The sequence below is a fragment of the Enterobacter cloacae complex sp. 2024EL-00227 genome, from assembly GCF_043945315.1.
GTDB classification, from domain to species: Bacteria; Pseudomonadota; Gammaproteobacteria; order Enterobacterales; family Enterobacteriaceae; genus Enterobacter; species Enterobacter roggenkampii.
This window is the reverse complement of the sequence record NZ_JBIMQP010000003.1, coordinates 387383-414025: the sequence shown is the minus strand read 5'-3', so window position 1 is coordinate 414025 and position 26643 is coordinate 387383. Positions and strand designations below refer to the sequence as shown.

Sequence of the window (26643 nt, the reverse complement as noted above, 5' to 3'; positions counted from 1 at the left end):
AAGCGAGCGCTTAATATGCAGGAACGACAGGATACCGGCAGCGATGCCGCGTTCACCGGGGCCAGTAGCAACAATCAGCTGGTGGCGGCCGCCAATCCGCTGCTCAATGCGATTCCGCAGATCCGTCATTCGGTATCGCACGACGATCAGGTGGCGTTACGCCAGCGCCTGATCGATGAAATTCGCCGTTTCGAAGTCCGCTGTCAGCAGGCGGGGCTGCCTTACGAAGTGATCGTCGGGGCACGTTACTGCCTGTGTACGGCGCTTGATGAAGCCGCCGCGCTCACCCCCTGGGGCAGCAGCGGGGTCTGGTCGAGCAACGGCCTGCTGGTGACGTTCCATAACGAAACCTGGGGCGGCGAGAAGTTCTTCCAGCTGCTGGCGCGCCTGTCGCAAAACCCGCGCGAGCACATTCTGCTGCTGGAGATGATCAACTACTGCCTGCTGCTCGGCTTCGAAGGACGCTATCGGGTGCTGGACAATGGCCGCACCCAGCTTGAGACCATCAAGCAGCGGCTGTGGCAGATGATCCGCGGCGTGCGCGGCAGCTATCCGGCGCCGCTTTCTCCCCATCCGGAAGATCGCCCGGTGCTGCGCAAGCTCTGGCGGCCGATGGTTCCTCTCTGGGCCTGCGTGGCGCTGGCCGGGTTTATCGCCTGTCTGTTTTATATCGTGCTCAACTGGCGTCTTGGCGACAGCACCAACCCGGTGCTGGCGAAGATTTACCAGTCCCAGCTGCCGGAAACCACTATTCAGCAACCGGCGCGTCAGCTTCCGGCAGTGCTGAACCTGCGCGGCTTCCTGAAACCGGAGATCGAGGCTGGCCTCGTCGCGGTGAAAGACGAAGCGGATCGCAGCGTGGTTATCCTGAAAGGCGACGGGCTGTTTGCCTCTGCCTCGACCGTCGTGCGCGACCGCTATGAACCGGTCATCCACCGCATCGCGCAGGCAATGAATAACGTGAGCGGCAAAATTCTGGTGGTGGGCTACAGCGACAACGTGCCGATCCGCAGCGCGCGCTTTGCCTCTAACTATGAACTCTCTCTGGAACGCGCCCGCTCGGTACAGAAAATGCTGCAGGGAAGCCTCTCTCAGCCTGGCCGCGTGAAAGCGGAAGGGCGGGGAGAGATTAACCCGGTAGCGCCGAACACGACGCCTGAAAACCGCGCCCGTAACCGCCGTGTGGAAATTACTCTGCTGGTGTCGCCTGAAAATACCCAGGCCGAGCTGAACGGATTGCCGCAAGGAAACTAAGGAATGCTGACGACTCTTCTTTCCATACTGACTAACCGCATTCTGTGGAGCTTCCTCGGCGTCACGGCGCTGGCGGCGGTGATCTGGATGATTGGCCCGCTGTTGTCCATCGTGGACACCCGGCCGCTTGAATCTGAACAGAACCGCATCATCAGTATCGCCGTGGTCTATCTGCTGTGGGCGCAGGGCCACATTCTGCCGCGTCTTTATAACGCCTGGCTGAACCGCAAGCTGATGGACAAGCTCAATGAGAACACCACCAGCCCGGAAGCGGCGGATCCGCAGAAGCGACTGAACAACGAGGAGCAGATCCTCGCCAGCCGTTTTGATGAAGCCGCGCAGATGCTGAAAAAAGCGCACTTCAGCAAGGCGGGACAGGGCGCTCAGTGGACGCAGCGCTTCAGCACGCAATATCTCTATCAGCTGCCGTGGTACGTCATTATCGGCGCGCCGGGTTCCGGTAAAACCACGGCGCTGGTCAACTCCGGGCTGCAGTTCCCGCTGGCCGACCGTTTCGGTAAGACCGCCCTGCGCGGCATTGGCGGCACGCGCAACTGCGACTGGTGGTTTACCAACGAGGCCGTGCTGCTGGACACCGCTGGTCGCTATACCACCCAGGAGAGCGAGCAGGTGCAGGACGCCGGGGAATGGCTGCAGTTCATGGGGTTACTGCGCAAGTATCGCCGCCGCCAGCCGATCAACGGTGTGATCGTCACCATCAGCATTTCTGACCTGCTCACCCAGTCAGCCGAGGCGTCCCGCCAGCAGGCGGTGAACCTGCGTCAGCGTCTGTCCGAGCTGCATGAACAGCTGGGGATTCGCTTCCCGGTCTACGTGATGGTGACCAAGGCCGACCTGCTTAAAGGCTTCCGCGCCTGGTTTGCCGACTACGATAAAGCGCAGCGCGACCAGATCTGGGGCTTCACGCTGCCGTGGGAACAAACCAAACACGCCGATTACGATCTGATGGGCAACTTCCAGCAGGAGTTTTCTCTGCTGCAGCAGCGCCTCGACGCCGGGCTGCCGGAAACCATGCTCAAAGAGCATGACGCGAAGACCCGCGCCGAAGCATATCTTTTCCCGCAGGAGTTCGCCGCGCTGCGTCCGCTGCTGGCGGATTACCTGAGCACGGTCTTCGCCCGCTCGAACTTCGAAACCGAGTTCTCTCCGCGCGGGATCTACTTCGCCAGCGGGACGCAGGAAGGCATGCCGTTCGACCGCGTGATGGGCGAACTGAACCGCGCGCTGTCGCTGCCGGAAGGGGCAGAGAGCGATAACTGGGATTCGGTCAGCAAAGAATCGCCAATCCCGGGCGCAAAAGGCCAGAGTTTCTTCATCAAGAACCTGCTGCAAAACGTCATCTTCCAGGAAGCCGGGATCGCCGGAGAAAACCGCTGGTGGGAGCTGCGCAACCGGGCCGTGATCTGGTCTGGCTATGCGGCGCTGCTGGCCCTGCTGGTGATCCTGGGTGGACTGTGGCTCACCAGCTATGCCAAAAACAAGGCCTACCTGGAAGAAGTGGATGCGAAGGTTCCGCTGCTCGACCAGCAGAGCAAGGCCTTACAGAACCAGACCCAGCGTGACCTGTTCGAACTGCTGCCGCTGCTGAATAGCCTGGTGGATCTGCCGAAAAGCGACGCGTTTGACGTGAACGATCCGCCGGTCTCCCGCCGTATGGGGCTTTATCGCGGGGATGACGTCAGCGACGCCTCTCAGTCCCTGTATCAGAAAGCGCTGGATCAGATGCTGCTCCCTGCCGTCGCCATGCACATCACCACCTGGCTTCGCAACGACAGCGGCAGCGATGTGGAATACAGCTACGAGGCGCTGAAAGCCTATCAGATGCTCTATCAGCCGAAGCACTACGACGGCAAATTCCTGCATTCGTGGGTAATGCTCAACCTGCAGCGTAACCTGCCGCAGAACGTCACGAAGGCGCAGCTGCAGCAGCTTGAATGGCACCTGACGCAGCTGCTGGAGCCGAAAATTCAGGCCTCGCCGTACGCGCAGGACGAGTCCCTGGTGGCGCGCGAAAGAGCGATGATCGGCCAGCAGCCGCTTTCAACCCGCGTCTACGGCCGCCTGAAGCGCCTGCTGGAACATGACGACAACCTGAAGCCGGTCTCCCTTTCCGACCTGGGCGGACCGCAGAGCGAGCTGGTATTTTCCCGCAAAAGCGGCAAGCCGGTGAGCGAAGGCGTTCCGGGTCTGTATACGCCGGACGGCTACTGGAAAAGCTTTAACGGCCAGATTGACAGCGTTACCACCGCCCTGCACGAGGACGACGCCTGGGTGCTGGGGGCCGCCACGGCGCAGGAAGATAAACAGCAGATCGATAACGCCGTGCGCCATCTCTATATGCGCGACTTTATCGCTAACTGGGATCGCTTTCTCGCTGACATTCAGCTGAATAACAGCGCCGACCTTTCCCAGCGCATCAACACCGCGCGCCTGCTTTCCGGCGCCAACTCGCCGCTGCGCCGCCTGGTGCAGAACCTGAGCCAGGTCCTGACGCTCTCCCGCGATACGCCAGCGCCGGAAGATGCGGGTAAAGCGCAGGCGCAAAGCAGCCGCGCCACCCGCACGCTGGAAGCGCTGTTCAGCAATAATGACAACGCGCCAACGCAGGCCGCCGCGGTTACCCAGGCGCCGGAGCAGCTGGTGACCGACCATTACGCGCCGATGATTGAGCTGGCCCAGCCGCTGGAGAAGGGCGGGAAGACCATCGTGTTTGACGATTTTCTCAAGCAGGTGGATGAGCTGTATCGCTACCTGACCGCCGTGCAGGATGCCGCCAACAGCGGCATGCCGGCGCCGGGCGGGGAGGCGATCAGCCGCCTGCAGGCCAGCGCCGGTCGTCTGCCGGGCGGGCTGCAAACCATGTTCAGCAACATGGCGGTGGGCGCCAGCAGCGACACCCAGCGTCGCGATCTGGAAAACGTGCGTAAGCGCATTAACGTTGAGGTGGGCGGGTTCTGCCGTCAGGCGATTGCCGGTCGCTACCCGCTGGTGCGCAGCGCCAGCACCGAGGTCACCCCTGACGATCTCGCGCGCATGTTTGCGCCGGGGACCGGGCTGATGGATACCTTCTTTCGCGATAACCTGACCAGCAAAGTGGACACCACCCAGGCCAACTGGCGCTTTATGCCGGGCATCGACGGGAAAACGCTGCCGGGAAGCGAAGGGCTGCTGAGACCGTTCCAGCAGGCCCAGTCGATTCGCGACGCCTTCTTTGCTAACGGCGCAACCACGCCGTCCTTCAAGGTGACGGTTCGCACCGTGCGAATGGATAACACCATTCTGAACCTGACCCTGGACGTGGACGGTCAGCTGCTGCGCTACAGCCACGGGCCGCAGGCGGTGCAGATCATGAACTGGCCGGGGCCGGGCGGCACCAACCAGGTCCGCATGCAGCTGGGTCTGGCGAACGGCAGCACGGCGACGCTGGTGACCAACGGTTCCTGGGCGCTGAACCGCTTCTTTGATAAAGCGAGCACCAGCCCGGGGGCGGGTAGCCTTAGCCGTCAGGCCACCTTCAATGTCGACGGACATCAGGTCACGCTGGAGTTTGCGCCAAACAGCATTCGCAACCCGTTCCAGCTTCCCCGTTTCTCATGCCCATAACCGCAAGGACAGCCGTATGACGAATACCCCTGCGATGAACCGCTACAGCTGGTATGGCAAGTTACCCAGCGCCGGAGATTTTTTGCAGCGCCGCTTTCCTGACACCTTACAGCGCCAGTGGTCGCACTGGTTCCAGGTCGGTCTGCTGGCCTGGCAGCAGGAAGAGCAGCGCAGCGGCGAGCGCCCGTTTCAGAAAGCACCCGTCTGGAATTTTGTGGTACCGCCCATGCTGGGCAGCCAGATGATCCAGATGGGCTGTCTGCTGCCCGGGCGCGACAGCGTCGGCCGACAATACCCGGTTTGCATTCAGCTGAGCTTCGCCCCGTCAGAGTGGTCGACCAGCCTGCTCAGCCAGGCCGAAAGCTGGTATCAGCAGATTGGTCGTCTGGGGCTGCACGCGGTGCGCAACAGTTTTTCCGCCTCGCAGCTCGACGAGATGCTGATGTCCATTCCGGCGCCGCAGCCGGTCGAGCCGCAAAAGCGCTCCGACATCCTGGATGTGATTGGCTACGACGAGGACGGCCAGAGCACGCTGGGCTGGCCTCAGGCGGCAGAGTGCTTTGACCCGCTGCGTCAGACCAGCTACTGGTGGACCAACCGCTGCGACGGATACCCGCTCTACACCCACGTGCACAGCGGCAACTTTACCGGGCAGCTTTTCACCCTGCTGTTCGATCCGGCAGGGGGCGCCCGTCCGGGCCGTCACGGTCTCTATCCGCCTATGTTTGAATAAGCAGGGATCTCATGAATATCGAAGAATTTCTCGCGCCCATAAGCCCCGACAACCCCTGCGGCGAAAACCTGGAGTACGACGCTGACTTCCAGGCGATGAACCAGGCAAGCCTTGGGAAAGCGGAACAGCAGTTTGGCGACACCATCATCCCGGCGGAGCCTGCTGACTGGAACACGGTCGAAAAATACGCCACCAGCCTGCTGACCCGCACCAAAGATCTTCGCGTCCTGCTGGCGTTAACCCATGCCTGGACCCGCCGTCGCGGGCTGGCGGGCTACGCGGACGGATTGCTGCTGGTGCAGGAGGCGATCGCCCGCTACTGGGAGCCGCTCTATCCGCTGCTCGAAGAGTACGGTGAAACCGACCCGTTCTACCGCATCAACGCTCTCGCCGGGCTGAGTGATAAATCTGACCTGACGGTCGCGGTACGCAACGCCTCGCTGCTGCGTTCAAACGGCGATGAAATTTCGCTGCGGGATGCCCAGGCGCTGCTGGACGGCAGTAAAACCGAATGCCCGGACTATCCCGGCGGGCGCCCGCGGCTGATTGACGAGCTGGCTCGCGGCGACCAGCCGGGGACCGCCGCGGTCATCGTCATTAACGAACGTCTGCTGGCCATTCGCGAGCTGCTCATCGGGCATCTCGGTGAAAGCGGCGTGCCGGAGATGGAGCAACTGCTGAAAACCGTGGGGCTGGTGGCCAGCGCCTGTCAGGTGACCGACATCAGCAAGCTGCTGCCGAACCGTGATGCGCAGGCTGAACCCCAGGCTGAGCAGCAGCCGACGGCTACGCAGCCCGTTCAGCCGGTGACCGACTGGCGCAGCGTGCAGGTCACCAGCCGCGCCGACGCCCAGCTGATGCTGGAAAAAGCGAAGCAGTATTTTGCGCAGTACGAACCAAGCCACCCCGCACCGCTGATGATTGAACGGGTGCAGCGGCTGTCAGAACTTAACTTTATGGACATTATTCGCGACCTGGCGCCAGACGGCGTTAACCAACTGGAAAACATCTTTGGGCGCCGCGAATAGCGCGTCCAGGCATTATGACGTCAGGCATGGAGCCTGGCGTTTCACCTTCACCGCGCATCTTTGATGGAGAACATCATGGCAATGAGTAACAGTGGGCAGAAATTCATCGCACGTAACCGTGCCCCCCGCGTGCAGATCGAGTATGACGTAGAGATCTACGGTGCAGAACGTAAAATTCAGCTGCCGTTTGTGATGGGCGTTATGGCCGATCTGGTCGGCAAACCGGTGGAAAACCTGCCGGCCGTCGACGAGCGTAAATTCCTCGAAATCGACATCGACAACTTTGACGAACGCATGAAGGCGCTGAAGCCGCGCGTGGCGTTCCAGGTGGACAACACCCTGACCGGCGAAGGTAAGCTCAACGTGGATCTGACCTTCGACAGCATGGACGACTTCCTGCCGGACGCGGTGGCCCGCAAGGTTGAGCCGCTGAACAAGCTGCTGGAAGCGCGCACCCAGCTCTCCAACCTGCTGACCTATATGGACGGTAAAAACGGTGCGGAAGAGCTGATCGCAAAAATTCTGCAGGATCCGACGCTGCTCAAATCCCTGAGCCAGTTGCCGAAAAATGACGAAAGCGCGAAAGGTAGCGAGGAATAATCGATGAGCAACCAGACTCAACAACACGAGCAGCAGGCGGGTCAGGCGTTCAGCCAGGATGAATTCAGCGCGCTGCTGAACAAAGAGTTCCGCCCGAAAACCGACCAGGCGCGTTCCGCCGTCGAAAGCGCGGTCAAAACCCTGGCGCAGCAGGCGCTGGAAAATACCGTCACCTTCTCGAACGATACCTACCGCACCATTCAGAACCTGATTGCCGGTATCGATGAGCAGCTGTCGCAGCAGGTGAACCAGATCATTCACCACGAAGAGTTTCAGAAGCTGGAGAGCGCCTGGCGCGGTCTGAGCTACCTGGTGAACAACACTGAAACCGACGAGATGCTGAAGATCCGCTTTATGAGCATCTCCAAGCAGGAGCTGGGCCGCACCCTGAAGCGCTACAAGGGCGTGGGCTGGGACCAGAGCCCGATCTTCAAGAAAATCTACGAGCAGGAGTACGGTCAGTTCGGCGGCGAGCCGTTTGGCTGCATCGTCGGCGACTACTACTTCGACCACAGCCCGCAGGACGTTGAGCTGCTGGGCGAAATGGCGCGCATCGGTTCTGCGGCACACTGTCCGTTCATTACCGGTACCGCACCGGGCGTGATGCAGATGGAGTCCTGGCAGGAGCTGGCCAACCCGCGAGACCTGACCAAGATCTTCCAGAACACCGAATACGCCGCCTGGCGTTCACTGCGTGAATCCGAAGATGCCCGCTATCTGGGCCTGGTGATGCCGCGCTTCCTGTCGCGCCTGCCGTACGGCATTCGCACCAACCCGGTCGACAGCTTTGACTTTGAAGAGCAGACCGACGGCGCGAACCACAACAGCTACGCCTGGGCGAACGCGGCCTATGCGATGGCAGCCAACATCAACCGCTCCTTTAAAGAGTACGGCTGGTGCACCTCAATTCGCGGCGTGGAGTCCGGCGGGGCGGTGGAAAACCTGCCGTGCCACACCTTCCCGAGCGATGACGGCGGCGTGGACATGAAGTGCCCGACCGAGATCGCCATCAGCGATCGTCGTGAAGCCGAGCTGGCGAAAAACGGCTTTATGCCGCTGGTTCACCGCAAAAACTCCGACTTTGCTGCCTTCATCGGCGCGCAGTCCCTGCAAAAACCGGCCGAGTACCACGACCCGGATGCCACCGCCAACGCGCGTCTGGCTTCTCGTCTGCCGTACCTGTTCGCCTGCTGCCGTTTTGCCCACTACCTGAAGTGCATCGTGCGCGACAAAATCGGCTCCTTCCGCGAGCGCGAAGAGATGGAGCGCTGGCTGAACGACTGGGTCATGAACTATGTGGACGGTGACCCGGCGAACTCCTCCCAGGAGACCAAGTCCCGCAAACCGCTGGCGGCTGCGGAAGTGCAGGTGCAGGAGATTGAGGACAACCCGGGCTACTACGCCGCGAAGTTCTTCCTGCGTCCGCACTACCAGCTGGAAGGTCTGACCGTTTCCCTGCGTCTGGTATCTAAACTGCCGTCGCTGAAGACGAAAGACGCGTGATAAATGTAGCCGGCCCATTGGGCCGGCTACATTTCGGTGAATATGAGATAGCTAATGAATTTGACTCTGACAGCGTTAATACGAAAATTCATCAGCTATTTAGCCATTTATACGTTGCTAATAATTTCATTCATGCTGTTTGTGACGGTATCCGGCTACTATTTGTTTATCTTTGACTGGCCGGCAGATTTCCCGCGAATCGCAATGCATGCATTTCTATGCGCTGGACTTAATGCATTAGCGATAGGGATATACGTTGTCGCAGAAAAACGGAAAGAGAAAAATTAGTATTTTACGCGGACTGATGCGCTGCGGATCCTATGGCAAAGGATATTAAGGTGAAACGTTTCTGTTTTTTCCTCGTATTTATGACCTCTTATGTGTGTGCCGGGAATAACTATCCTGATTTTTATCATCAGCAAACATACCGGCAGGTTTTAAAAGATTTAGTTCTGGCGCGATGCCTTGCGCAGGTGGCAGATAAAGGCAGCCAGTTTTCTGCTGATGCGGCCCGCAGTGCAAGTGCATTCATTGAGTGGATACTTTTTGATGCCGAAAATGGCACTGATAAAGTGGATGCCCTCATCGGAAAATATAAAAATCAAATTAACGTTTTTCATTCAGAGCGAAAACCCGATGTCAAAGGCGTAACCTTAAACTGTTTACGTCTTTATCATAGCGATGAGCTGAACAAACTGGTTCCGCAGGTCATCTTAGGCGATCCTGAACGTACCTGGATTCAGGATAACCCGCAGTAGTAAAAGACTTCACATTCTTTCCGTTCATTCAGGGGGAATGTAAGACTGTCAAATGACACGGGTCATTTGATGTGAGGCAGAGGTAAAATATGGACGGTTTTATTCAGCCCCATGCTTTCCTGTTTGCCATATAAGTGCTTTTTCGAAAGCAATATTGTTCATCCACGAAGAGTAGATATTATGGCTATTGATATGTTTCTGAAGGTCGAGGGTGTTACGGGCGAATCTAAAGATTCTAACCACACCGGCTGGACTGATATTACCTCCTTCTCCTGGGGCGCTTCCCAGCCAGGTAATATGAGCGTTGGCGGTGGCGGCGGTGCCGGTAAAGTTAACTTTAACGACCTGCACGTTAACGCGCTGATCGACAAATCCACCACCGCTATCCTGAAACACTGCGCAAGCGGTAAACACCTGACTAAAGTTGAGCTGTCCGTTTGTAAAGCGGGCGGCCAGCAGGTGGAATACTCCCGCATCACGCTGGAAGATGTGCTGGTGACCTCTGTTCAGTATACCGGTGCTGACAACGGCGATACCGTTGGTGTGACCTATGCATTCCAGGCTGCGAAAGTGAAACAGCAGTACTGGGAGCAGACCACGTCGGGTGGTAAAGGTGCTGAAAGCAGTGCTGGCTGGAACATCAAAGAAAACAAAGAAGCATAATTGCGTATGTGGCCGGGGAGTTTTCCCCGGTCATTATCAACCGGGAAGGAAGATAGCATGGCAAGTTTGCAGGAAGGAGGCGCCCGTCCTCTCACCATTGGCGAAATAGCACTGGCGCGCTCGGTTTTTAGTGACGCAATAAAGTATTCAGAAGTTAAAGTCCATAATAAAAGCTATTTGCCGTTTAATATGCAGTCGACTGATGTCGCGATGACCCCCAATGGTGAGCTCTATTTTCGCGAGCCGCATTATCGGGATGACTTCTCAATAGAGGTTCCGCGATATAAACACTGGTTTATTCACGAAATGGTGCATGTATTGCAGCATCAGATTGGAATGAATGTTCGAACCCGAGGTGCATTCAGTTGGGCAGCAAGTTATAATTATTCTCTGCCCCCCGATAAAAAACTATCGGACTTTGGTATGGAGCAGCAGGCTTCTATCATTTCAGATTTTTATTATTTGATAAATTACGGCCTGGGTGATTTCCGGAACATTGCTGGGTTTGAGGGAATAATCGGCCCCGACCTGAAGGATAAATACCTGCAGGTATTATCGTTGTTTATTCAAAATCCTAAAGACCGGCGGGTATGGTTATGAAACAGTTACTCAGTGTTGTAGCAATCGCATTAACGGTGAGTGCCTGCGTATCTCATCCTGCACAATATCAGTCGCTTTCGGTTACGCTAAAGAACAACGAACCCTGCTTTGCTATTCCCGCTAACTCCGGGTTAGACGCGCCTGTCACCAGCCATTCGCCCACCATAATGAAACGCGCGGGAAATGAATGGAAAGCGGTATCGCCGCCGTCAACGTTTAGCCCTGAAGTGACGTTAACGACCCAACAGTGTCACCAGTGGCAGGGGATTGCGTGGCAAGCCGGAGAATATGATGTTGCTCTGAAGGTGTCAGGGAAAAACGATTCAATTCGCTATGCGGCCCGCTTCACCTTACAAGAAGGTCCCTCAGGCCAGTTTAAGCTTACGCAGACTGAATAGAATGTGTTAACCCCAAACGCCGCCGTTCTCGCCCCGAGAGCGGCAGCGTTTGAGCGCTAATCATACCAGCAGGAATACGCCATGCGATTCACGATTATTTCTACGAAACCCGGTCATCAGCCGCCGCAAAGCAGCTGTGATTTTTACGCCCCGGGCGGCACCATTGGGCGCGGTACGGATAACAATCTGGTATTGCCGGACAATGACCGCACCATCTCTCGTCTGCAGGCCATTGTTCACGTTGACGCTCAGGGCGAATGCCGCGTCACCAACCGCGGCAGCGTCACCCGCGTAGTATTAAATGACATTCCGCTGGAGCGAGGGCGTCAGGTTGAGCTGCAGGATGGCGACATTCTCGGTATTGATGACTACCGTATCGAAGTGACCGAACTGATCCACGATACCCAGCCCGTGAGCCGCATGGCGGCCAGCCTGCACCAGCAGGCGCGTCCGACCGTGGCTCCTGCGCCTGCGCAGCAGCCGAAACCGGCGAGTGCCGCACCCCGTGGGAAAGCCGAGCCGACCGCCGTGCCAACGGAGATCTGGGATAGCCTGATGCAGGAGTTTTCCATCTCCGACAGCATCTCCAGCAACCGTACAAAACCGCAGCCTGCGGCATCGCACGATCCGTTCTCCCAGCCTGCAGCCCCGGAGCGTAACGCCGAAGATCCGCTGGCGATGTTCAACGACAGCGATCCCACGCTCGAACGTAAGCATGTCGATCCGGACTCGCTGTTCAGCGACGAAGCGCTGTTTAAAAAAGAGAGCATTTTTGACGACGTTACGCCTTCCACGCTGGTGCCACCGGTTGAGACCCAGCCAGCCCCGAACGAAGAGGGGACGGATGAGCTCGATCCGCTGGCCCTGTTTGGCGGTAAGTCCAGCGCGCCAGCCGCGCGTAATGACGACCCGCTCGGGCTGATGGGCGGCGCGCCGTTAACCCATCCGGATGACGTGATTAACGAGAAGCCAGCCCCCGTGCCGGAACCTGAGCAGGAAGAGGACGCGCTGGCCGATTCTCCGCTGTTCGCCCCTGAGCCGCAGGAGGAACCGCGTGCTGAAGAGGAGCCCGCGCGACCGGATTACGCTGGCTTCACCATGCCGACGCCACAGGCCGTTGCGCGCAGCAGCGCTCAGGCACCGAAGGGCCGCCTGCGCATCGATCCGGTCAATAACGCCGCCGCCCCAACCGCCACGGCAAACAGCGGTGAGAAGGGCGAAGTGCTGCAGGGCGAGCTGCTGGAGGCGCTGCTGGAGGGGATGGGGCTCAGCGAAATGCAGCCCGTTCCGCAGTTTGACCGTGAAAATATGCGTCAGCTGGGGCAGATCCTCGGTATGTTCTCTCAGGGGACCGTGGCGCTACTCTCCTCGCGCTCTATCCTCAAGCGCGGCGTAAAAGCCGACATGACCATGGTGCTGGACGATGCCAACAACCCGTTCAAGCTGTTGCCGACCGGCAAAACCGTGTTAATCCAGATGTTCGGCACCCCGATGCCGGGCTTTATGCCGCCGACCAAATCCGTGCGCGACGCGCTGATCGACCTGCAGGCGCACCAGCTGGGCATGATCTCCGGCATCCGCGCCATCATTGCCGCGATGCTGCAGTCCTTTAACCCGGAACAGCTGGAAGAGCAGGCGAAGCAGAACGGCATGACCTCGCGTCTGGCGCTGCCGGGCAGCCGCAAAGCCGCCCTGTGGGACTACTTTGTTCGCAGCTATGGCGAGACGGCGGGCGAGATTGAGGACGACTTCCACACCCTGTTCGGCGAGGCCTTCCTTCATGCGTATGACATGGAGGTCAATCAGTACAAAGACTCACAGAGCGGATCGGAAGACAAATGAATATCGCAACGGCTTCTCTCTCCCGCCAGGGGACGCGCGCCAGCAACCAGGATCAGACGGGAGAAACCATTGGGGAACGTTCAGCCTGCTTTGTCGTCTGCGACGGCATCGCGGGGCTGCCGGGCGGCGAAGTGGCCGCCGCGCTGGCCCGCAATAGCATTATCTCCCGCTTTGATGGCGACAAACATCTTAATGCGCAGCATATTCGCGACTACGTGCAGACGGCGAATCGCACTATTCTCAGCGAACAGCAGGCCGTTCAGGACTATCGCCGGATGGGCACGACGCTGGTTAGCCTGTTCATTGACCGTGATTACGGGCTGGCCTACTGGGCCCATGCCGGAGACAGCCGCCTGTACCTGTTCCGCCGGGGATGGCTGTGGCATGTGACCACCGACCACAGCCTGGTGCAGCAGATGAAAGATGCCGGGCACCAGACCGACAACCTGAACAGCAATCTGCTCTATCTGGCGCTGGGAATTGAAAACGGCGGGCCGGAAGCGAGCTACAGCGACGTGGTGCAGGTTGAAGACGGCGATGCCTTTTTACTCTGCACCGACGGGTTCTGGCACGGCGTCAGCGAAGAGCAAATGAAGCAGTCGCTGCATATGGTGAATACGCCGCAGGAGTGGCTGACCTTAATGAACCAAATCATTCAAAAGAATGGCGAACAGGAGGGGAATGCCCAGGATAACTATACTGCCCTGGCGGTATGGATGGGCAACCCTCAGGACACCACTTTGCTGCACACTCTCTCTGACGCAGCACAATTTCTTCCCTGCGGAACTGATTAGACACACAAGGAACGATATGAAACTTTGGCTATCGGGTTTGGCACTTCTGGCGGCGACCTCTACCGCGCAGGCTGAAAATTTCCGCATCGTGCAGTCTCCTGCGCAGAAGCTGGATATCTGGATCGACAACATCAAAGACAACACGCCGCAGAGCTGGTGTAAGCCTGAGGTGGCGCTGCGCATTGTGGCGAACGGCAAGAAAGACGTCTCCGTGCTGGAGAACTTTGTGCCGCGTCTTGGCGCGCTGCTGGAACACCAGTGCAGTAAAGTCAATAAACTCAGCTGGACGCTCAACGATCCGGCGGGAACCACGCTGGCGCAGGGCACGGCTGGCAAAGCGCAGGACTGGGCGCTGGTGGTGAAACAGGAGCAGGCCGCGCCTGCTGCGACCGTCACCGCCACCCCAGCCAGCGGCGCGTTACTGCCGCCCGATCAGAACGTGGCTTCCCGCACCGTTGCCGCCGACCGTACGCCGTGGCAGGAGTTTACCCTGCAGGACGGCTGCCACCTGCGCACCTTCTGGGAAGGGGGCGCCTCTGCACCGGCGCTCTTCATTCCGGATTCTGACACCACCCGCTGCGGGAATGGCAGCTGGCTGAGCGGACACACCGTTGTGTCGCAGTCCCGCAACGGCGGGCAGAAAGAGATGGCGGTAACGTACATTCATGGCTTCCCGGTCACCGGGCTGAATCAGAGCGCCGACCCGGAAAACGCGCTGATCACCTCCGTCAACAAAGAGCGCATGGTATTCAGCACCCCAAACAGCGACCAGAGCTGGATGATCCTGCCTTACGACAGCGCCCTGAACAGCTGGAAGAGCAACGGCACCGTCGCGGTGGAGATCTCCCGTGAAACCGCCAGCGACGATGCAAAACTGCAGGCGCGTATCGCGGCGGTGAAAAAAACCTGGAGCGCCTGGGTGGCACCCGGCACCCCGCTGAATATCGTGCTGATTGACACCCTGCGTCCTCAGCTGCGCGATCCGGCCGTTGGCGCATGGCGCGCGGCAAATTAAGGAATGGCGATGAATACGCTCTATCAACACCTGGCGGGTGAGTCGCTCAACGACGCGCTCGCGCGTCTGGAAGCAGACATCAAAGCTCGTCCGGCGGATGCCGACCTCCGCGCCGCGTTCGTGCAGTTTTTAACCCTTAGCGGCAACTGGACGCGCGCACTGACCCAGCTGAAAAGCTGGCTGGCGCTGAAGCCACAGGCGAAACCCACCGTCACGCTGCTGGAGCAGTCCATTCAGGGCGAGCTGCAGCGCGCGCAGGTGATGGCGGGACAGGCGCGTCCGGCGATGCCTGAAACCCAGTGGTCGTGGCTAACCACCCTTGCGGCGGCGCTGAGCGAGGAGGGCGAGCGCGCGCAGGCGCTGCGTCTGGAAGCCCTTGAACAGGCGCAGGCCACCCCCGGCCAGATTACCCTCGAAAACGAGGAGACGCAGGCCTTTGACTGGCTGATGGACGGCGATGCCCGTCTCGGCCCGGTGTGCGAAACCATCGTCAACGGGCGCTATTTCTGGCTGCCGTTTAACGCTATCGCGGAGATCCGTTTCCAGGCGCCTGCCAGCGTGACCGACCTGGTCTGGCGTCACGCGCTGGTGCGCCTGACGGACGGGACGGAGCAGGTGTGCCAGATCCCGGCGCGTTACCCGTTTGCGGCCGATGCCTCTGACGCGGTTAAACTCGGGCGGACCACCGACTGGCACCCGCTCGATACTGACGGCACGCTCTATGAAGGCCAGGGCCAGAAGGCCTGGCTGAGCGAGCAAAGCGAAAGCCCGCTGCTGTCCTTAAGCCTCGTGACGTTTGCGACGGATGGAGCCGATGAGTAATCCCGCTGGCGAAGGCGATCTGCTGCGCAGCGGCTGGCAAGCCCGCAGCAAGCAGGAGAAGGTGGGGGCGCGCGACAAAATGCAGCCCTCGCTGCTCGATCGCCTCACTGATAACGACCCGGAAAAAAAGCGTGAGTCGGCCAACAGCAATCTGATCACCCACGCCGCACTGCGCCGCAATGTGCTGCGCGATTTGCAGTGGCTGTTTAATACCATCAACCACGATGCCTCCGGCGATTTAAGCGCGCTACCGCACGTGAGCCGCTCGGTGGTTAACTTCGGCGTCGCGCCCCTGGCCGGGAAAAGAATGTCGGACATCGAATGGCACGACATTCAGCGCAAGCTCACCGAGGCCATCATCAATTTTGAACCACGCATTTTGCCGCAGGGGCTGCAGGTCCGCTGCGTGTCGGATACCTCCTCGCTGGATCTGCACAACGTGCTCTCCATCGAGATCAAAGGGCGTTTATGGTGCGTGCCGTACCCGCTGGAGTTTCTGTTTCGCACCGATGTCGATCTGGAAAACGGCCATTTTGAACTGAAAGATGCGGGGTAATCATGGAAAGTAAACTGCTCGAATACTACAACCGCGAGCTGGCCTACCTGCGCGAAATGGGGGCCGAGTTTGCCGAACGCTACCCGAAAGTCGCCGGACGGCTGGGCATGCGCGGCATCGACGTGGCGGACCCGTATACCGAACGTCTGATGGAAGGGTTCGCCTTCCTGACCTCCCGCGTGCAGATGAAAATGGACGCGGAGTTTCCGCGCTTCTCCCAGCGTCTGCTGGAGATGATTGCGCCGAACTATCTTGCGCCCACGCCGTCGATGGCGATTGCGGAGATTCAGCCCGACAGCAGCCGGGGCGACCTGAGCAAGGGCTTCATCGTGCCGCGCGGCACCATGATGGACAGCCTGGCGCTGAAAAAAACCGGCGTGACCTGCAGCTATACCACGGCGCACGAGGTCAACCTGCTGCCGCTGAAAATCGACAAGGTCGAGCTGGGCGGAGTCCCCGCCGATTTGCCGCTCGCACAGCTGGGTCTGAGCCAGCGGGGGATCGGCAGCGCCCTGCGGATCCGCATCGCCTGCGACGGCCCGCAACATCTCGGGCATCTGGATTTTGACCGTCTTGAGTTTTTCCTCGCCGGTCCGGATATCGAGGCGCTGAAGCTGCTGGAACTGGTGATGGAGCACCACGCCGGGGTCGTCTGTCAGACGGTCAGCCCGCAGCCGCAGCGACAGCTGCTGGCGACGGATGCGCTGCGCCAGGAGGGATTCGAGCCTGACCAGGCGCTGCTTCCGGACGATCTGCGCAACTTTGACGGCTATCGCCTGCTGCAGGAGTATTTCGCGTTTCCGGCCCGTTTCCGCTTCATTAGCCTCAGCGGTCTGAGCACGCTCATCCAGCGCTGTGAAGGTGAAAAAGCCTTCGACATCTTCATCCTGCTGGATAAGTCGGATGAACAGCTGGAGCGCGTGGTCGATGCCAGCCATCTGGCGCTGCACTGCACGCCGGTCATCAACCTGTTCCCGAAAGTTGCGGCGCGGCAGAAGCTAAATGACGGCCAGCATGAATACCATCTGGTGGTCGATAACATCCGTCCGCTGGATTATGAAATCTACGCGGTAAAAAAAATCTATGGCAGCGCGGACGGCCAGCGTGATGACCAGACGTTTCGTCCGTTCTGGAGCACCTGGAGCGGCGATGCGGGCAACTACGGGGCCTATTTTTCCCTGCGACGCGAGCAGCGCGTGCTGTCCGAGCACGCCCTGCGCTACGGCACCCGTACCGGCTATATCGGCTCGGAGGTCTTCGTCTCGCTGGTGGATGAACAGCACGCGCCGTGGCAGGAAAATCTGCGCTATATCTCTGCCGAGGTGCTCTGCACCAGCCGTGACCTGCCGCTGATGCTGCAGCAGGAGCTCGGGGAGTTCATTATGGCGGACTCCATGCCGGTGAAATCCCTCACCCTGCGTAAAGGGCCGACGCCGCCGCGTCCGGCGCTGGCGGAAGGGTTCAGCACCTGGCGGCTTATCAGCCAGCTGCAGATGAACTACCTCAGCCTGATGGACAGTAACAATGAGGAGGGGGCTGCCGCGCTGCGCCAGCTGTTAGGACTGTACGCCAACCTGGCCGAAACGCCCGTGGCGCGTCAGGTGGAGGGCGTTCGCCACTGCGTGCTGGAGCCGGTTCACCGCCGCGTGCCTGAACCCGGCCCGGTGGTGTTCGCCCGCGGGATCGGCATTACCCTGACGGTGGATGAGCGAGCCTTTTCGGGGGCCAGTCCGTGGCTCTTCGGCAGCGTGATGGAGCGCCTCTTTGCCCGTCTGGTCTCCATCAACAGCTTCACCGAGTTCACCCTGAAGAGTCAGCAGCGCGGCGAGATTGGCTACTGGGCGCCGCGCATGGGTAAAAGGGCGCTGATATGAGTGACGCCGCCACTGCACCGCTGCGCGTGCATCGCCTGACGAAGCTGCCGGACGCGTTCTGGCACGGCGTCCGCGAGACGCCCTGGCGCTACGATCTGTTTCAGCTGTTAAGGCGCATTGATGCCCAGGGCGGCGAGCGCTATCCGCTGGGCCGCGCGCCGCTGCCAAAATTTGAACCGCTGCGCATCGGCCAGCAGCCGTCGATGAGTTTTGCCCCGTCGACGCTGGCCAGGGTGCGTCAGCGGGAAGAGAGCGGGCTGCATGAGGTCTCTATCCTCAGCTTCGGCCTGTTTGGCCCGAACGGCCCGCTGCCGGTCCACATGACCGAGTACGCCCGCGAGCGTATTTATCATCATCAGGACACCAGCCTGAGCGCGTTTGCCGATCTGTTCCACCATCGTCTGGCGCTGCTGTTTTACCGCGCCTGGGCGGATGCGCAGCCCACCGTCTCGCTGGACCGCGCCGATAACAAGCGCTTTGAGGGCTATCTGGCGTCGCTGATTGGTATGGGCCAGCCGGGTCAGATGGACAACGGCAGCCTGAGCTCACACGCGCGCTTTACCCACGCCGGGCACCTGACCCGTCACGGGCGGGATCCGGAAGGGCTGGAGAAGATCCTGCGCAGCTATTTTAAGGCGCCGGTCAAACTGGTCAGCAACGTGCCGCAGTGGATGCCGCTCTCCACGCGCGAGCAGGCGCAGCTGGGAGCAGGACGCCGCATGCCGCGCATGGGTGAGTCCGCCTTTCTCGGCGTCGCCGTCCGCGACGTGCAGCATAAGTTTCGCATCGAGATTGGCCCGCTGAGCGCGGAGGAGTACAACCGCTTTCTGCCGGGTGAAGCGTGGGTCACCGAGCTGCGCGACTGGGTGCGTCAGTACGCTGGAGTGGAGTTTGAATGGGAAACGCGGGTGATCCTGCGCAAAGACGCGGTGCAGGGCGCCACGCTCGGCAGTCATGGGCGATTAGGCTATAACACCTGGCTGGGCCTTCAGCCGCAGCCTGTCCCGCGCGGCGATCTGGTGTATCGCGCAGAGCGGTAATCCTTCCGTATACCGAATCATTGTTAATGGAAACTAACATGTCAGAAATTAGCCGTGCCGTGCTTTTCGGCAAACTGGATACGCTGTTATTTACCTCTCTGGAAAGCGCCACTGCGTTCTGCAAGCTGCGCGGCAACCCCTATGTTGAGCTGGTGCACTGGCTGCATCAGCTGATGCAGCAGCAGGATGGCGATCTGCAGCAGGTCATCCGCCACTTTGCCCTCGACGAGCAGCAGCTGACGCGCGATATCGTTGCCGCGCTGGATGTGCTTCCGCGCGGGGCGAGTTCCGTTTCCGATCTCTCCGAGCATATCGACAGCGCCGTGGAGCGCGCCTGGGTCTTCGGCTCGCTGAAGTTTGGCGTCAGCCGCATTCGCGGCGGCCATTTGCTGATCGGCATGCTGAAAACCTGGAATCTGGCTAACGTGCTGAAAAGCATTTCGGCGCAGTTTACCCGCCTTAACGTCGAGGTATTGATTGAGCAGTTCGATACCATCTGCGCCAACAGTAAAGAAACACAGCAGGCCGCTGCAGCCGTCGACGCACCGGCGGGTGCGGTACCGGCTGCACAGGGGACGCTGGCCCAGTACGGTCAGGACCTGACCGCCCGCGCCCGCGACGGGAAGATTGACCCGGTTGTCGGGCGCGACGAGGAGATCCGCCAGATGGTCGATATCCTGATGCGCCGTCGTCAGAACAACCCGCTGCTGACCGGGGAGGCCGGAGTCGGGAAAACGGCGGTGGTGGAAGGGCTGGCGCTGCGTATCGCCGACGGCGACGTGCCGGAGCCGCTGCAGAACATTCAGCTGTGGCTGCTGGATATCGGCATGCTTCAGGCCGGTGCAGGCATGAAAGGCGAGTTTGAAGCCCGTCTGCAGGCGCTCATTAACGAAGTCCAGTCCAGCGCCACGCCGATCATTTTGTTTATCGATGAGATCCACACCCTGATTGGCGCAGGCGGCCAGCAGGGGACCGGCGATGCGGCGAACCTGCTGAAGCCAGCCCTGGCGCGCGGCCAGCTGCGCACCATCGGCGCCACCACCTGGGCAGAATACAAAAAGTACATTGAGAAAGATCCGGCGCTGACCCGTCGTTTCCAGACGGTGCAGGTTCACGAGCCGGACGAAGCGAAAGCCATTCTGATGCTGCGCAGCACCGTGTCGCCGCTGGAGACGCACCACCAGGTGTTGCTGCTCGACGAAGCGGTCAGCGCGGCGGTGAAGCTGTCCCACCGCTACATCCCGGCGCGTCAGCTGCCGGACAAAGCCGTGGCCCTGCTCGACACCGCCTGCGCCCGCGTCGCGGTGAGCCAGAGCGCGCCGCCTGCGCAGCTGGAAGACTGCCTGCGCCACCTTGCCGCGCTGGACGTGGAAATTGAGATTGCTGAACGCGAAGCGCGCGTGGGGGCCGGTGACGCCGAGCGCGTGACGACGTTACGCGCCGAACGCGACGCGTATGAAACAAAACGCGAAGCCCTGGCCCTGCGCTGGGAAGAAGAACGCAGCCTGGTGCAGGAAATTATTCGCCTGCGCGCGGCGCTGTTCGCGGCGGGTGATGAAGATAGCGCCGAGCTGCGCGGCCAGCTGGCGGAGCAGCAGCAGGCGCTGAACGCCCTTCAGGGCGATGAACCGCTGCTGTTTGCAGCTGTGGATGAAAACGTGGTTGCCGCGGTGGTCTCTGACTGGACCGGGATCCCGCTGGGCCGGATGGTGAAAAACGAGATCGACGCGGTACTCAACCTTGCCGACACGCTGAACCAGCGCGTTATCGGCCAGCGTCACGGTCTGGACCTGATTGCCCGCCGCGTGAAAACCTCGCGGGCGAAGCTGGACGACCCGAACAAGCCGGTGGGCGTCTTTATGCTGTGCGGTCCGTCCGGCGTCGGTAAAACCGAAACCGCGCTGGCGCTCGCCGAATCTCTGTACGGCGGCGAGCAGAACGTCATCACCATCAACATGAGCGAGTTCCAGGAAGCGCACACCGTCTCCACCTTAAAAGGTGCGCCTCCGGGGTACGTAGGGTATGGTGAAGGCGGGGTATTAACCGAGGCCGTCCGCCGCCGTCCATACAGCGTCGTGCTGCTGGACGAAATTGAGAAAGCGCACCCGGACGTCCACGAGATCTTCTTCCAGGTCTTTGACAAAGGCTGGATGGAAGACGGCGAGGGGCGCCATATTGATTTCCGCAACACCATTATTATTCTGACCTCCAACGTCGGCACCGAGCTGATTAGCGCCATGTGCGCCGATCCGGACCTCATGCCGGAGCCTGAGGCCTTAAGCGGCGCGCTGCGCCAGCCGCTGCTGGAGGTGTTCCCACCGGCGCTGCTGGGCCGTCTGCTGGTGGTGCCGTACTACCCGCTCAGCGACGAGATGCTGGGGCAGATTGTTCGCCTGCAGCTTAAGCGTATTCAGCGTCGTCTGGAGGAGAATCACAGCATTATTTCTGAGTTTGACGACAGCGTGGTGGAACAGATTGTTCAGCGCTGCACCGAGGTGGAGTCCGGCGGCCGCATGGTGGATGCTATTCTGACCAACACCCTGCTGCCTCAGATGAGCCAGATCTTACTTACCGCCAGCCGCAGCGACGAACAGTACCGACGTCTGCACGTCACCTGCGAGCAGGGCGAGTTTCACTGTCAGTTTGCCGCGTAATAATCATCAAGAGAACTGTAAAAGATGACGGATAATGATAACAATCGGACTGTCCCAAACGCGCTCCCGGTCGGGTACCGCTTCAACGAGTTTGAAATCAAAGAGGTGATCGGCGGCGGCGGTTTTGGCATTGTCTATCGCGCGTGGGATCACCAGCTCGAACGCACTATCGCTATCAAAGAATTTATGCCTTCCTCGCTCGCCGTACGCGGCGACGACATGACCCTGGTGCTGCGCAGCGAGCGCTTTGGCAAAGCATTTTCCGCGGGCCTGAACAGCTTTATTCAGGAAGCGCGTCTGCTGGCGCGTTTTAACCACCCGAACCTGCTGCACGTCCTGCGCTTCTGGGTGCAAAACGACACGGCCTACATGGGGACGCTGTTTTACAGCGGCACCACGCTTTCGCGCCTGCGTGAAGAAAAGCCGGAGCTGATCAACGAAGCCTGGATCCGCCGCACGCTGCCGATGCTGTTTGGCGCGATCAAGACCATCCACGACGAAGGCTACCTGCACCGCGACATCTCTCTGGATAACATCCAGATCCAGGATAACGGCCTGCCGGTGCTGCTCGATTTCGGCTCCGCGCGCCGCACCATCGGTAACCTTTCCGACGAAACGGAAACAATGCTGCGTCCGGGCTTTGCGCCGATTGAGCAGTACACCGATGACAACGAAAGCGAGCAGGGCCCGTGGACGGACATTTACGCCCTCGGCGCCGTGCTGCGTACCCTGATTGTGGGTTCTCCGCCGCCGGTCAGCGTGGTGCGTTCTATTCAGGATACCTGCAAACCGCTGGTGGAAATCATGCCGCAGGGCTATTCCATTCCGCTGCTGCAGGCCATTGACCGCGCGCTGGCGCTGCACATGGAGGATCGTCCGCAGTCAATCGACGAGTTCGCCGCGCTGATAGAGATGCCGGTCGCCGGGATTAACGATGTGCTGACGGCGAAAAAGCCCGGCACCATGCTGGTACCGGTGGAGGAAGAACAGCCGGCGTCGCTGCTCGACTGGCGTCGCTACAGGATCCCGGGCATGGTTGCCGCAGGCGTGCTGGTCGGCGTTGTCGCTGGCGCGATGCTGTTCAGCAGCGGCAAAGATGCGCCAGAGCAGGCTGCGCAGGCACCAGCAGAGACGCGTCCAACCGAAACCGCCGCGAACGCCCCAGACGTGAAGCCAGAAACGGCGAAGGTGAGCGAACCGGCGACGGCACAGCAGACGCCACCGCCTGCCGCGAGCCCTGTTGCGTTGGTCTATATCCGCATCCTCGACGGCGAAACGCTGAAAGTGAACGGCGAGCCAAAAGCGCTGCGCCCGGGAACCAACGGCTATGCATCGCTCAAGCTGCCGGCCGGTGAGGCGAAGATTGAACTGCAGGGCAACGGAAGAACGCGTGGCCAGACGCTGGATATTACCAAGCCGGGCACCTGGCTGGTGAATCCGTAGGAATATAAACAGGGGAGACTATGGAAGTGTGCGATCTTCGAAGTCTTAGGCTTCATTCAAAGGAGTACGAGAAGATTGTCTCTCCTGTTTGTGCGTTTTGAATTTATTCCTAACCCGGAGGGTTGAGTTGAAGCCAATATGTGCTCCCCCATTTTTTTAAATAACAATAACGGGCGTACACAAAACAAGCTCGCTCATTTAAATAGCCATCTATGGTATTTCTGGGGAGGTATGGATCTTCTCGCAATATTGCTTTATTGCGTGAATTCAGTTCGCCAGCACAGAATTCCATTCATTTCTGACGCAAAAGCGTTTAGTGATTCGTTGCATTATTATGCAGGTGATGGTTTCAGCATTTTGGTCATGCTTTTTTTTGTGCTTGACTTACTTTTATTACTCTCTTTGTGTACTTCGGCCTGTTTATTCTTCAAGCGAAAGATCGGAGCGGTTAAACTTGCCCTCGCTCAGGAATTATTTCGCTTGATTTCATTCAGATGTTCGGTCTCATTGTTCCCTCTTTTAGTAAGTATGTTTGATTTTTCAAACATCTGGTTGAATGTAGGTTTATTTGTCACATCAGAGTCACTGAAAATCTACTCTCTTGTTTTTTGGATGATCAAGAGGGAAAAGCCCCTTTCTTGAATGACGCTTTATCACAGATGCGAACCCCTTTTCTGCATCGCATAAGCTAGATGGAATAAAGATTATGCTCAACCGAATTACCGTTCAGCTCCCGGTGGAGGGGCTTCTGTTCTGGAAACTGACGGGCCGCGAGGCGATGTCCGAGTCGTTTGCGCTGACGCTGACCGTGCTCGGCACGGACGCGCGCATTGACCGCAGTAAGCTGCTGGGCCAGCCGGTCACGGTGACCATCCCGACGCAGAATCTGCTGACGTCCCGCTATATTAACGGCAAGATTACCCGGGTGGCGGTCAGCGCCGTTGAGCTGACGGGCACCCGCTATGCGGTGTACCAGCTGACGGTGGAGCCGGACCTGTGGCCAATGAAGCGCGACCGCAACCTGCGTATTTTCCAGGGCCAGACGGTGCCGCAGATTGTGAAAACCCTGCTGGGTGAGCATCAGGTCAACGTTGAGGACAAACTCACCGGCAGCTACCGGGTGTGGGACTACTGCGTGCAGTATCAGGAGTCGAGCCTGGACTTCATCAGCCGCCTGATGGAGCTGGAGGGGATTGCGTATCACTTCCGCCATGAGGCGGACAAGCACACCCTGGTGCTGACCGATGCCGCCACGCAATACCAGCCGTTCAGCGGCTATGAGGTTATTCCTTACCACCAGACGCCGTCCGGCGGCAGTACGGACGAAGAGGGCATCAGCCAGTGGGCGCTGGAGGACAGCGTGACGCCGGGGATTTACAGCCTCGACGACTATGACTTCCGCAAGCCGAACGCGTGGCTGTTCCAGGCCCAGCAGAACCCGGCATCGCCGAAGCCGGGCAGCATCGACGTGTACGACTGGCCGGGTCGCTTTGTGGACAAGGGGCACGGGGAGTTCTATGCCCGTATCCGTCAGGAGCGCTGGCAGGTGGAGCATCAGCAGATTCAGGCCACCGCCACGGCGGCGGGGATTGCGCCGGGGCACACCTTCACGTTAACCAACGCGCCATTCTTCAGCGACAACGGCGAGTATCTGGTCACGGCCGCGGGTTACCACCTCGAAGAGAACCGCTATGCCAGCGGCGAGGGGGAGACCATTCACCGGACCGATTTTACGGTCATTCCTGCGTCAGTGGCCTACCGTCCGGCGCAGACCACGGCGTGGCCGCGCACCTACGGCCCGCAGACGGCGAAAGTGGTGGGGCCGAAGGGCGAGAGTATCTGGACGGACAAATACGGCCGGGTGAAGGTGAAGTTCCACTGGGACCGTCTGGCGAAGGGCGATGACACCAGTTCCTGCTGGGTGCGCGTGTCGAGCGCGTGGGCGGGCCAGGGCTACGGCGGGGTGCAAATCCCGCGCGTCGGCGATGAGGTGGTGGTGGACTTTATCAACGGCGACCCGGACCGGCCGATTATTACCGGGCGCGTGTACAACGACGCGAGCATGCCGCCGTGGGCGCTGCCGGCTGCGGCGACGCAGATGGGCTTTATGAGCCGCACAAAAGACGGTTCCGTGGACAATGCCAACGCCCTGCGGTTTGAGGATAAAGCGGGTGCAGAGCAGGTGTGGATCCAGGCCGAGCGCAATCTGGATATTAACGTCAAAAACGACGAAACACATTCTACTGAAAAAAATCGAACCCAGTTCGTTGGCGAAGATGAAACCTTACGGGTAGCGAAAAATCAGAAATCAGGGATTAAAGGCGATGTGGTATGCCTGACGGGGAACAGTCGAAACGATAAAGTCGTTAATAATTTTATACTTTCCGCAGGAAATACGCTGAGACTGGAATGTGGTGAAAGCGCCATCGAGCTATCAAAAGACGGCAGCGTCCATATCATTGGTAATAATTTTAACTTTACTGCGAAACAGAACGCGCAAATTAATACGCTTTCCGGCGAATTACATTTGAACCCTGATGATGGACAAAATGTCATCGATCCGCCTGGCGCATCCCTTCAGGGTGAAATCCAGCAGGAAGTGGATAGTTTTTTTGTTATTAATGGCAATAAATAAGAGTAACCCGAATGGCTGAATATATTCTTCAGGAAGCATCCCTTGCCTTACCCGATGTATTTAAAGACAGAACCATGAATTTATTTACCCTGAGTGATAACGGAGCCAGCGAGTTTACTTTTGTTGTTTCTCGTGCGAGTGCTAAAAACGAAGATAAAGTCCATGATGCGGCAACTCGTTTGGTACGTGAACTGGAAATTACGGTGCCCGACTTTCGTCTCGAATCCTCGCAGATGACCTCTGTTGATGGTCTCCCGGCAGTTGAGCTTTTTTATCAATTCAAAAATGATAATGCGATCATTTTCCAGAGGCAGACCGTTATTTTGCTCGGTGACCATCCTGGCGGCCAAAAGATGGTGTGTTATATCGGTACTTGCCCGGGCGAGTTTAGCGATTATTATCATAATCAATATCAGGAAATTATCCGCAGTATTAAGTTCCACAAACCGGCTCAGACTGAAACTAGAGAAATGCTCGCTGCCGACAGCCAGGGGCCATTTTTTGCGCTTGATAGTGAGAGTAAGGAATTGAGTGTCTTTGAAAACATTCAGGAACTGTATGGACATCTTTCGCTTCAGCGGGCGAAAGAGGGGCAATATTTGCTTTTTGAAAAACAGGGTAAACCACTCAGTATTGCACCCGTTCCGGGGAGCCAACCCCTTCGTTACGCGCTGTGGACGACTTTCGCAGACAAATCACATCACCTACTTTCACAGCTTTCCGTATGCCGCCAGGTGTCTGGTTCTGACCCGCTTGATACAGCCGACCGGATCCGTAAGTATCTGATGGCACAGCGAGCCGAATAGC

22 protein-coding genes are annotated in these 26643 nt (G+C 59.0%); all 22 read left to right on the top strand.

Going from position 1 to position 26643, the window contains the following annotated elements:
- Window positions 1-15: 15 nt before the first annotated feature.
- The 22 genes from ACHH0Z_RS07735 to ACHH0Z_RS07630 all read left to right on the top strand — a co-directional run bounded on the left by ACHH0Z_RS07735 (window position 16) and on the right by ACHH0Z_RS07630 (window position 26642).
- Window positions 16-1254: a DotU family type VI secretion system protein gene (locus tag ACHH0Z_RS07735; protein WP_008502648.1), complete on the top strand. Its 1239-nt coding sequence runs from the start codon at window positions 16-18 to the stop codon at window positions 1252-1254.
- Window positions 1255-1257: 3 nt separating this feature from the next.
- On the top strand, window positions 1258-4878 hold the full coding sequence (tssM, locus tag ACHH0Z_RS07730) for a type VI secretion system membrane subunit TssM (RefSeq protein WP_045410461.1): 3621 nt from the start codon (window positions 1258-1260) through the stop codon (window positions 4876-4878).
- 16 nt (window positions 4879-4894) lie between these two features.
- Window positions 4895-5611 carry a type VI secretion system-associated protein TagF gene (gene tagF / locus ACHH0Z_RS07725; RefSeq protein WP_008502646.1) on the top strand — a complete coding sequence of 239 codons (717 nt, stop codon included), beginning with the start codon at window positions 4895-4897 and terminating at the stop codon, window positions 5609-5611.
- A gap of 11 nt (window positions 5612-5622) precedes the next feature.
- The gene (gene tssA, locus ACHH0Z_RS07720; RefSeq protein WP_021240386.1) at window positions 5623-6639 is read left to right on the top strand and encodes a type VI secretion system protein TssA; all 1017 of its coding nucleotides are present in this window, start codon (window positions 5623-5625) and stop codon (window positions 6637-6639) included.
- Window positions 6640-6714: 75 nt separating this feature from the next.
- A complete protein-coding gene (gene tssB / locus ACHH0Z_RS07715; protein ID WP_008502644.1) occupies window positions 6715-7239 on the top strand; it encodes a type VI secretion system contractile sheath small subunit in 525 nt (174 codons plus the stop codon).
- A 3-nt stretch (window positions 7240-7242) separates the two neighbouring features.
- Entirely contained in the window at window positions 7243-8742 is a 1500-nt protein-coding gene (gene tssC / locus ACHH0Z_RS07710) for a type VI secretion system contractile sheath large subunit (RefSeq protein WP_013096181.1), read from the top strand.
- Between the two features lie 320 nt (window positions 8743-9062).
- Entirely contained in the window at window positions 9063-9500 is a 438-nt protein-coding gene (locus ACHH0Z_RS07705) for a T6SS amidase immunity protein Tai4 family protein (protein WP_395149508.1), read from the top strand.
- A 180-nt stretch (window positions 9501-9680) separates the two neighbouring features.
- Window positions 9681-10163 (top strand): type VI secretion system tube protein Hcp, encoded by a 483-nt coding sequence (locus tag ACHH0Z_RS07700; RefSeq protein ID WP_008502640.1) that lies wholly within the window; start codon window positions 9681-9683, stop codon window positions 10161-10163.
- 57 nt (window positions 10164-10220) lie between these two features.
- On the top strand, window positions 10221-10763 hold the full coding sequence (locus ACHH0Z_RS07695) for a hypothetical protein (RefSeq protein ID WP_023293798.1): 543 nt from the start codon (window positions 10221-10223) through the stop codon (window positions 10761-10763).
- On the top strand, window positions 10754-11161 hold the full coding sequence (locus tag ACHH0Z_RS07690; RefSeq protein ID WP_031274939.1) for a putative T6SS immunity periplasmic lipoprotein: 408 nt from the start codon (window positions 10754-10756) through the stop codon (window positions 11159-11161). The genes ACHH0Z_RS07695 and ACHH0Z_RS07690 overlap by 10 nt, the downstream gene beginning before the upstream one ends.
- A gap of 81 nt (window positions 11162-11242) precedes the next feature.
- A complete protein-coding gene (tagH, locus tag ACHH0Z_RS07685) occupies window positions 11243-13003 on the top strand; it encodes a type VI secretion system-associated FHA domain protein TagH (RefSeq protein ID WP_021240379.1) in 1761 nt (586 codons plus the stop codon).
- Window positions 13000-13797 carry a PP2C family serine/threonine-protein phosphatase gene (locus ACHH0Z_RS07680; RefSeq protein WP_008502637.1) on the top strand — a complete coding sequence of 266 codons (798 nt, stop codon included), beginning with the start codon at window positions 13000-13002 and terminating at the stop codon, window positions 13795-13797. The genes tagH and ACHH0Z_RS07680 overlap by 4 nt, the downstream gene beginning before the upstream one ends.
- 16 nt (window positions 13798-13813) lie before the next feature.
- Window positions 13814-14812 (top strand): hypothetical protein, encoded by a 999-nt coding sequence (locus ACHH0Z_RS07675; protein ID WP_021240378.1) that lies wholly within the window; start codon window positions 13814-13816, stop codon window positions 14810-14812.
- A gap of 9 nt (window positions 14813-14821) precedes the next feature.
- Window positions 14822-15634, top strand: a complete 813-nt coding sequence (locus ACHH0Z_RS07670; RefSeq protein ID WP_045410460.1) for a type VI secretion system accessory protein TagJ — start codon at window positions 14822-14824, stop codon at window positions 15632-15634.
- Entirely contained in the window at window positions 15627-16190 is a 564-nt protein-coding gene (gene tssE / locus ACHH0Z_RS07665; protein WP_024909842.1) for a type VI secretion system baseplate subunit TssE, read from the top strand. Before ACHH0Z_RS07670 ends, tssE begins: the two co-directional genes overlap by 8 nt.
- Window positions 16191-16192: 2 nt before the next feature.
- Window positions 16193-18064, top strand: coding sequence for a type VI secretion system baseplate subunit TssF (tssF, locus tag ACHH0Z_RS07660; protein WP_045410459.1), 1872 nt, complete (start codon window positions 16193-16195; stop codon window positions 18062-18064).
- A complete protein-coding gene (tssG, locus tag ACHH0Z_RS07655) occupies window positions 18061-19104 on the top strand; it encodes a type VI secretion system baseplate subunit TssG (RefSeq protein WP_045410458.1) in 1044 nt (347 codons plus the stop codon). The genes tssF and tssG overlap by 4 nt, the downstream gene beginning before the upstream one ends.
- Window positions 19105-19142: 38 nt before the next feature.
- Entirely contained in the window at window positions 19143-21758 is a 2616-nt protein-coding gene (gene tssH, locus ACHH0Z_RS07650; RefSeq protein WP_045410457.1) for a type VI secretion system ATPase TssH, read from the top strand.
- A gap of 24 nt (window positions 21759-21782) precedes the next feature.
- The gene (locus tag ACHH0Z_RS07645; protein WP_045410456.1) at window positions 21783-23201 is read left to right on the top strand and encodes a serine/threonine-protein kinase; all 1419 of its coding nucleotides are present in this window, start codon (window positions 21783-21785) and stop codon (window positions 23199-23201) included.
- Window positions 23202-23432: 231 nt separating this feature from the next.
- Window positions 23433-23843, top strand: coding sequence for a hypothetical protein (locus ACHH0Z_RS07640; protein WP_223825724.1), 411 nt, complete (start codon window positions 23433-23435; stop codon window positions 23841-23843).
- Window positions 23844-23907: 64 nt separating this feature from the next.
- Window positions 23908-25836: a type VI secretion system Vgr family protein gene (locus tag ACHH0Z_RS07635; protein ID WP_163291579.1), complete on the top strand. Its 1929-nt coding sequence runs from the start codon at window positions 23908-23910 to the stop codon at window positions 25834-25836.
- 11 nt (window positions 25837-25847) lie between these two features.
- Entirely contained in the window at window positions 25848-26642 is a 795-nt protein-coding gene (locus ACHH0Z_RS07630; RefSeq protein ID WP_008503526.1) for a DcrB-related protein, read from the top strand.
- The last annotated feature ends 1 nt before the right edge of the window (window position 26643 follow it).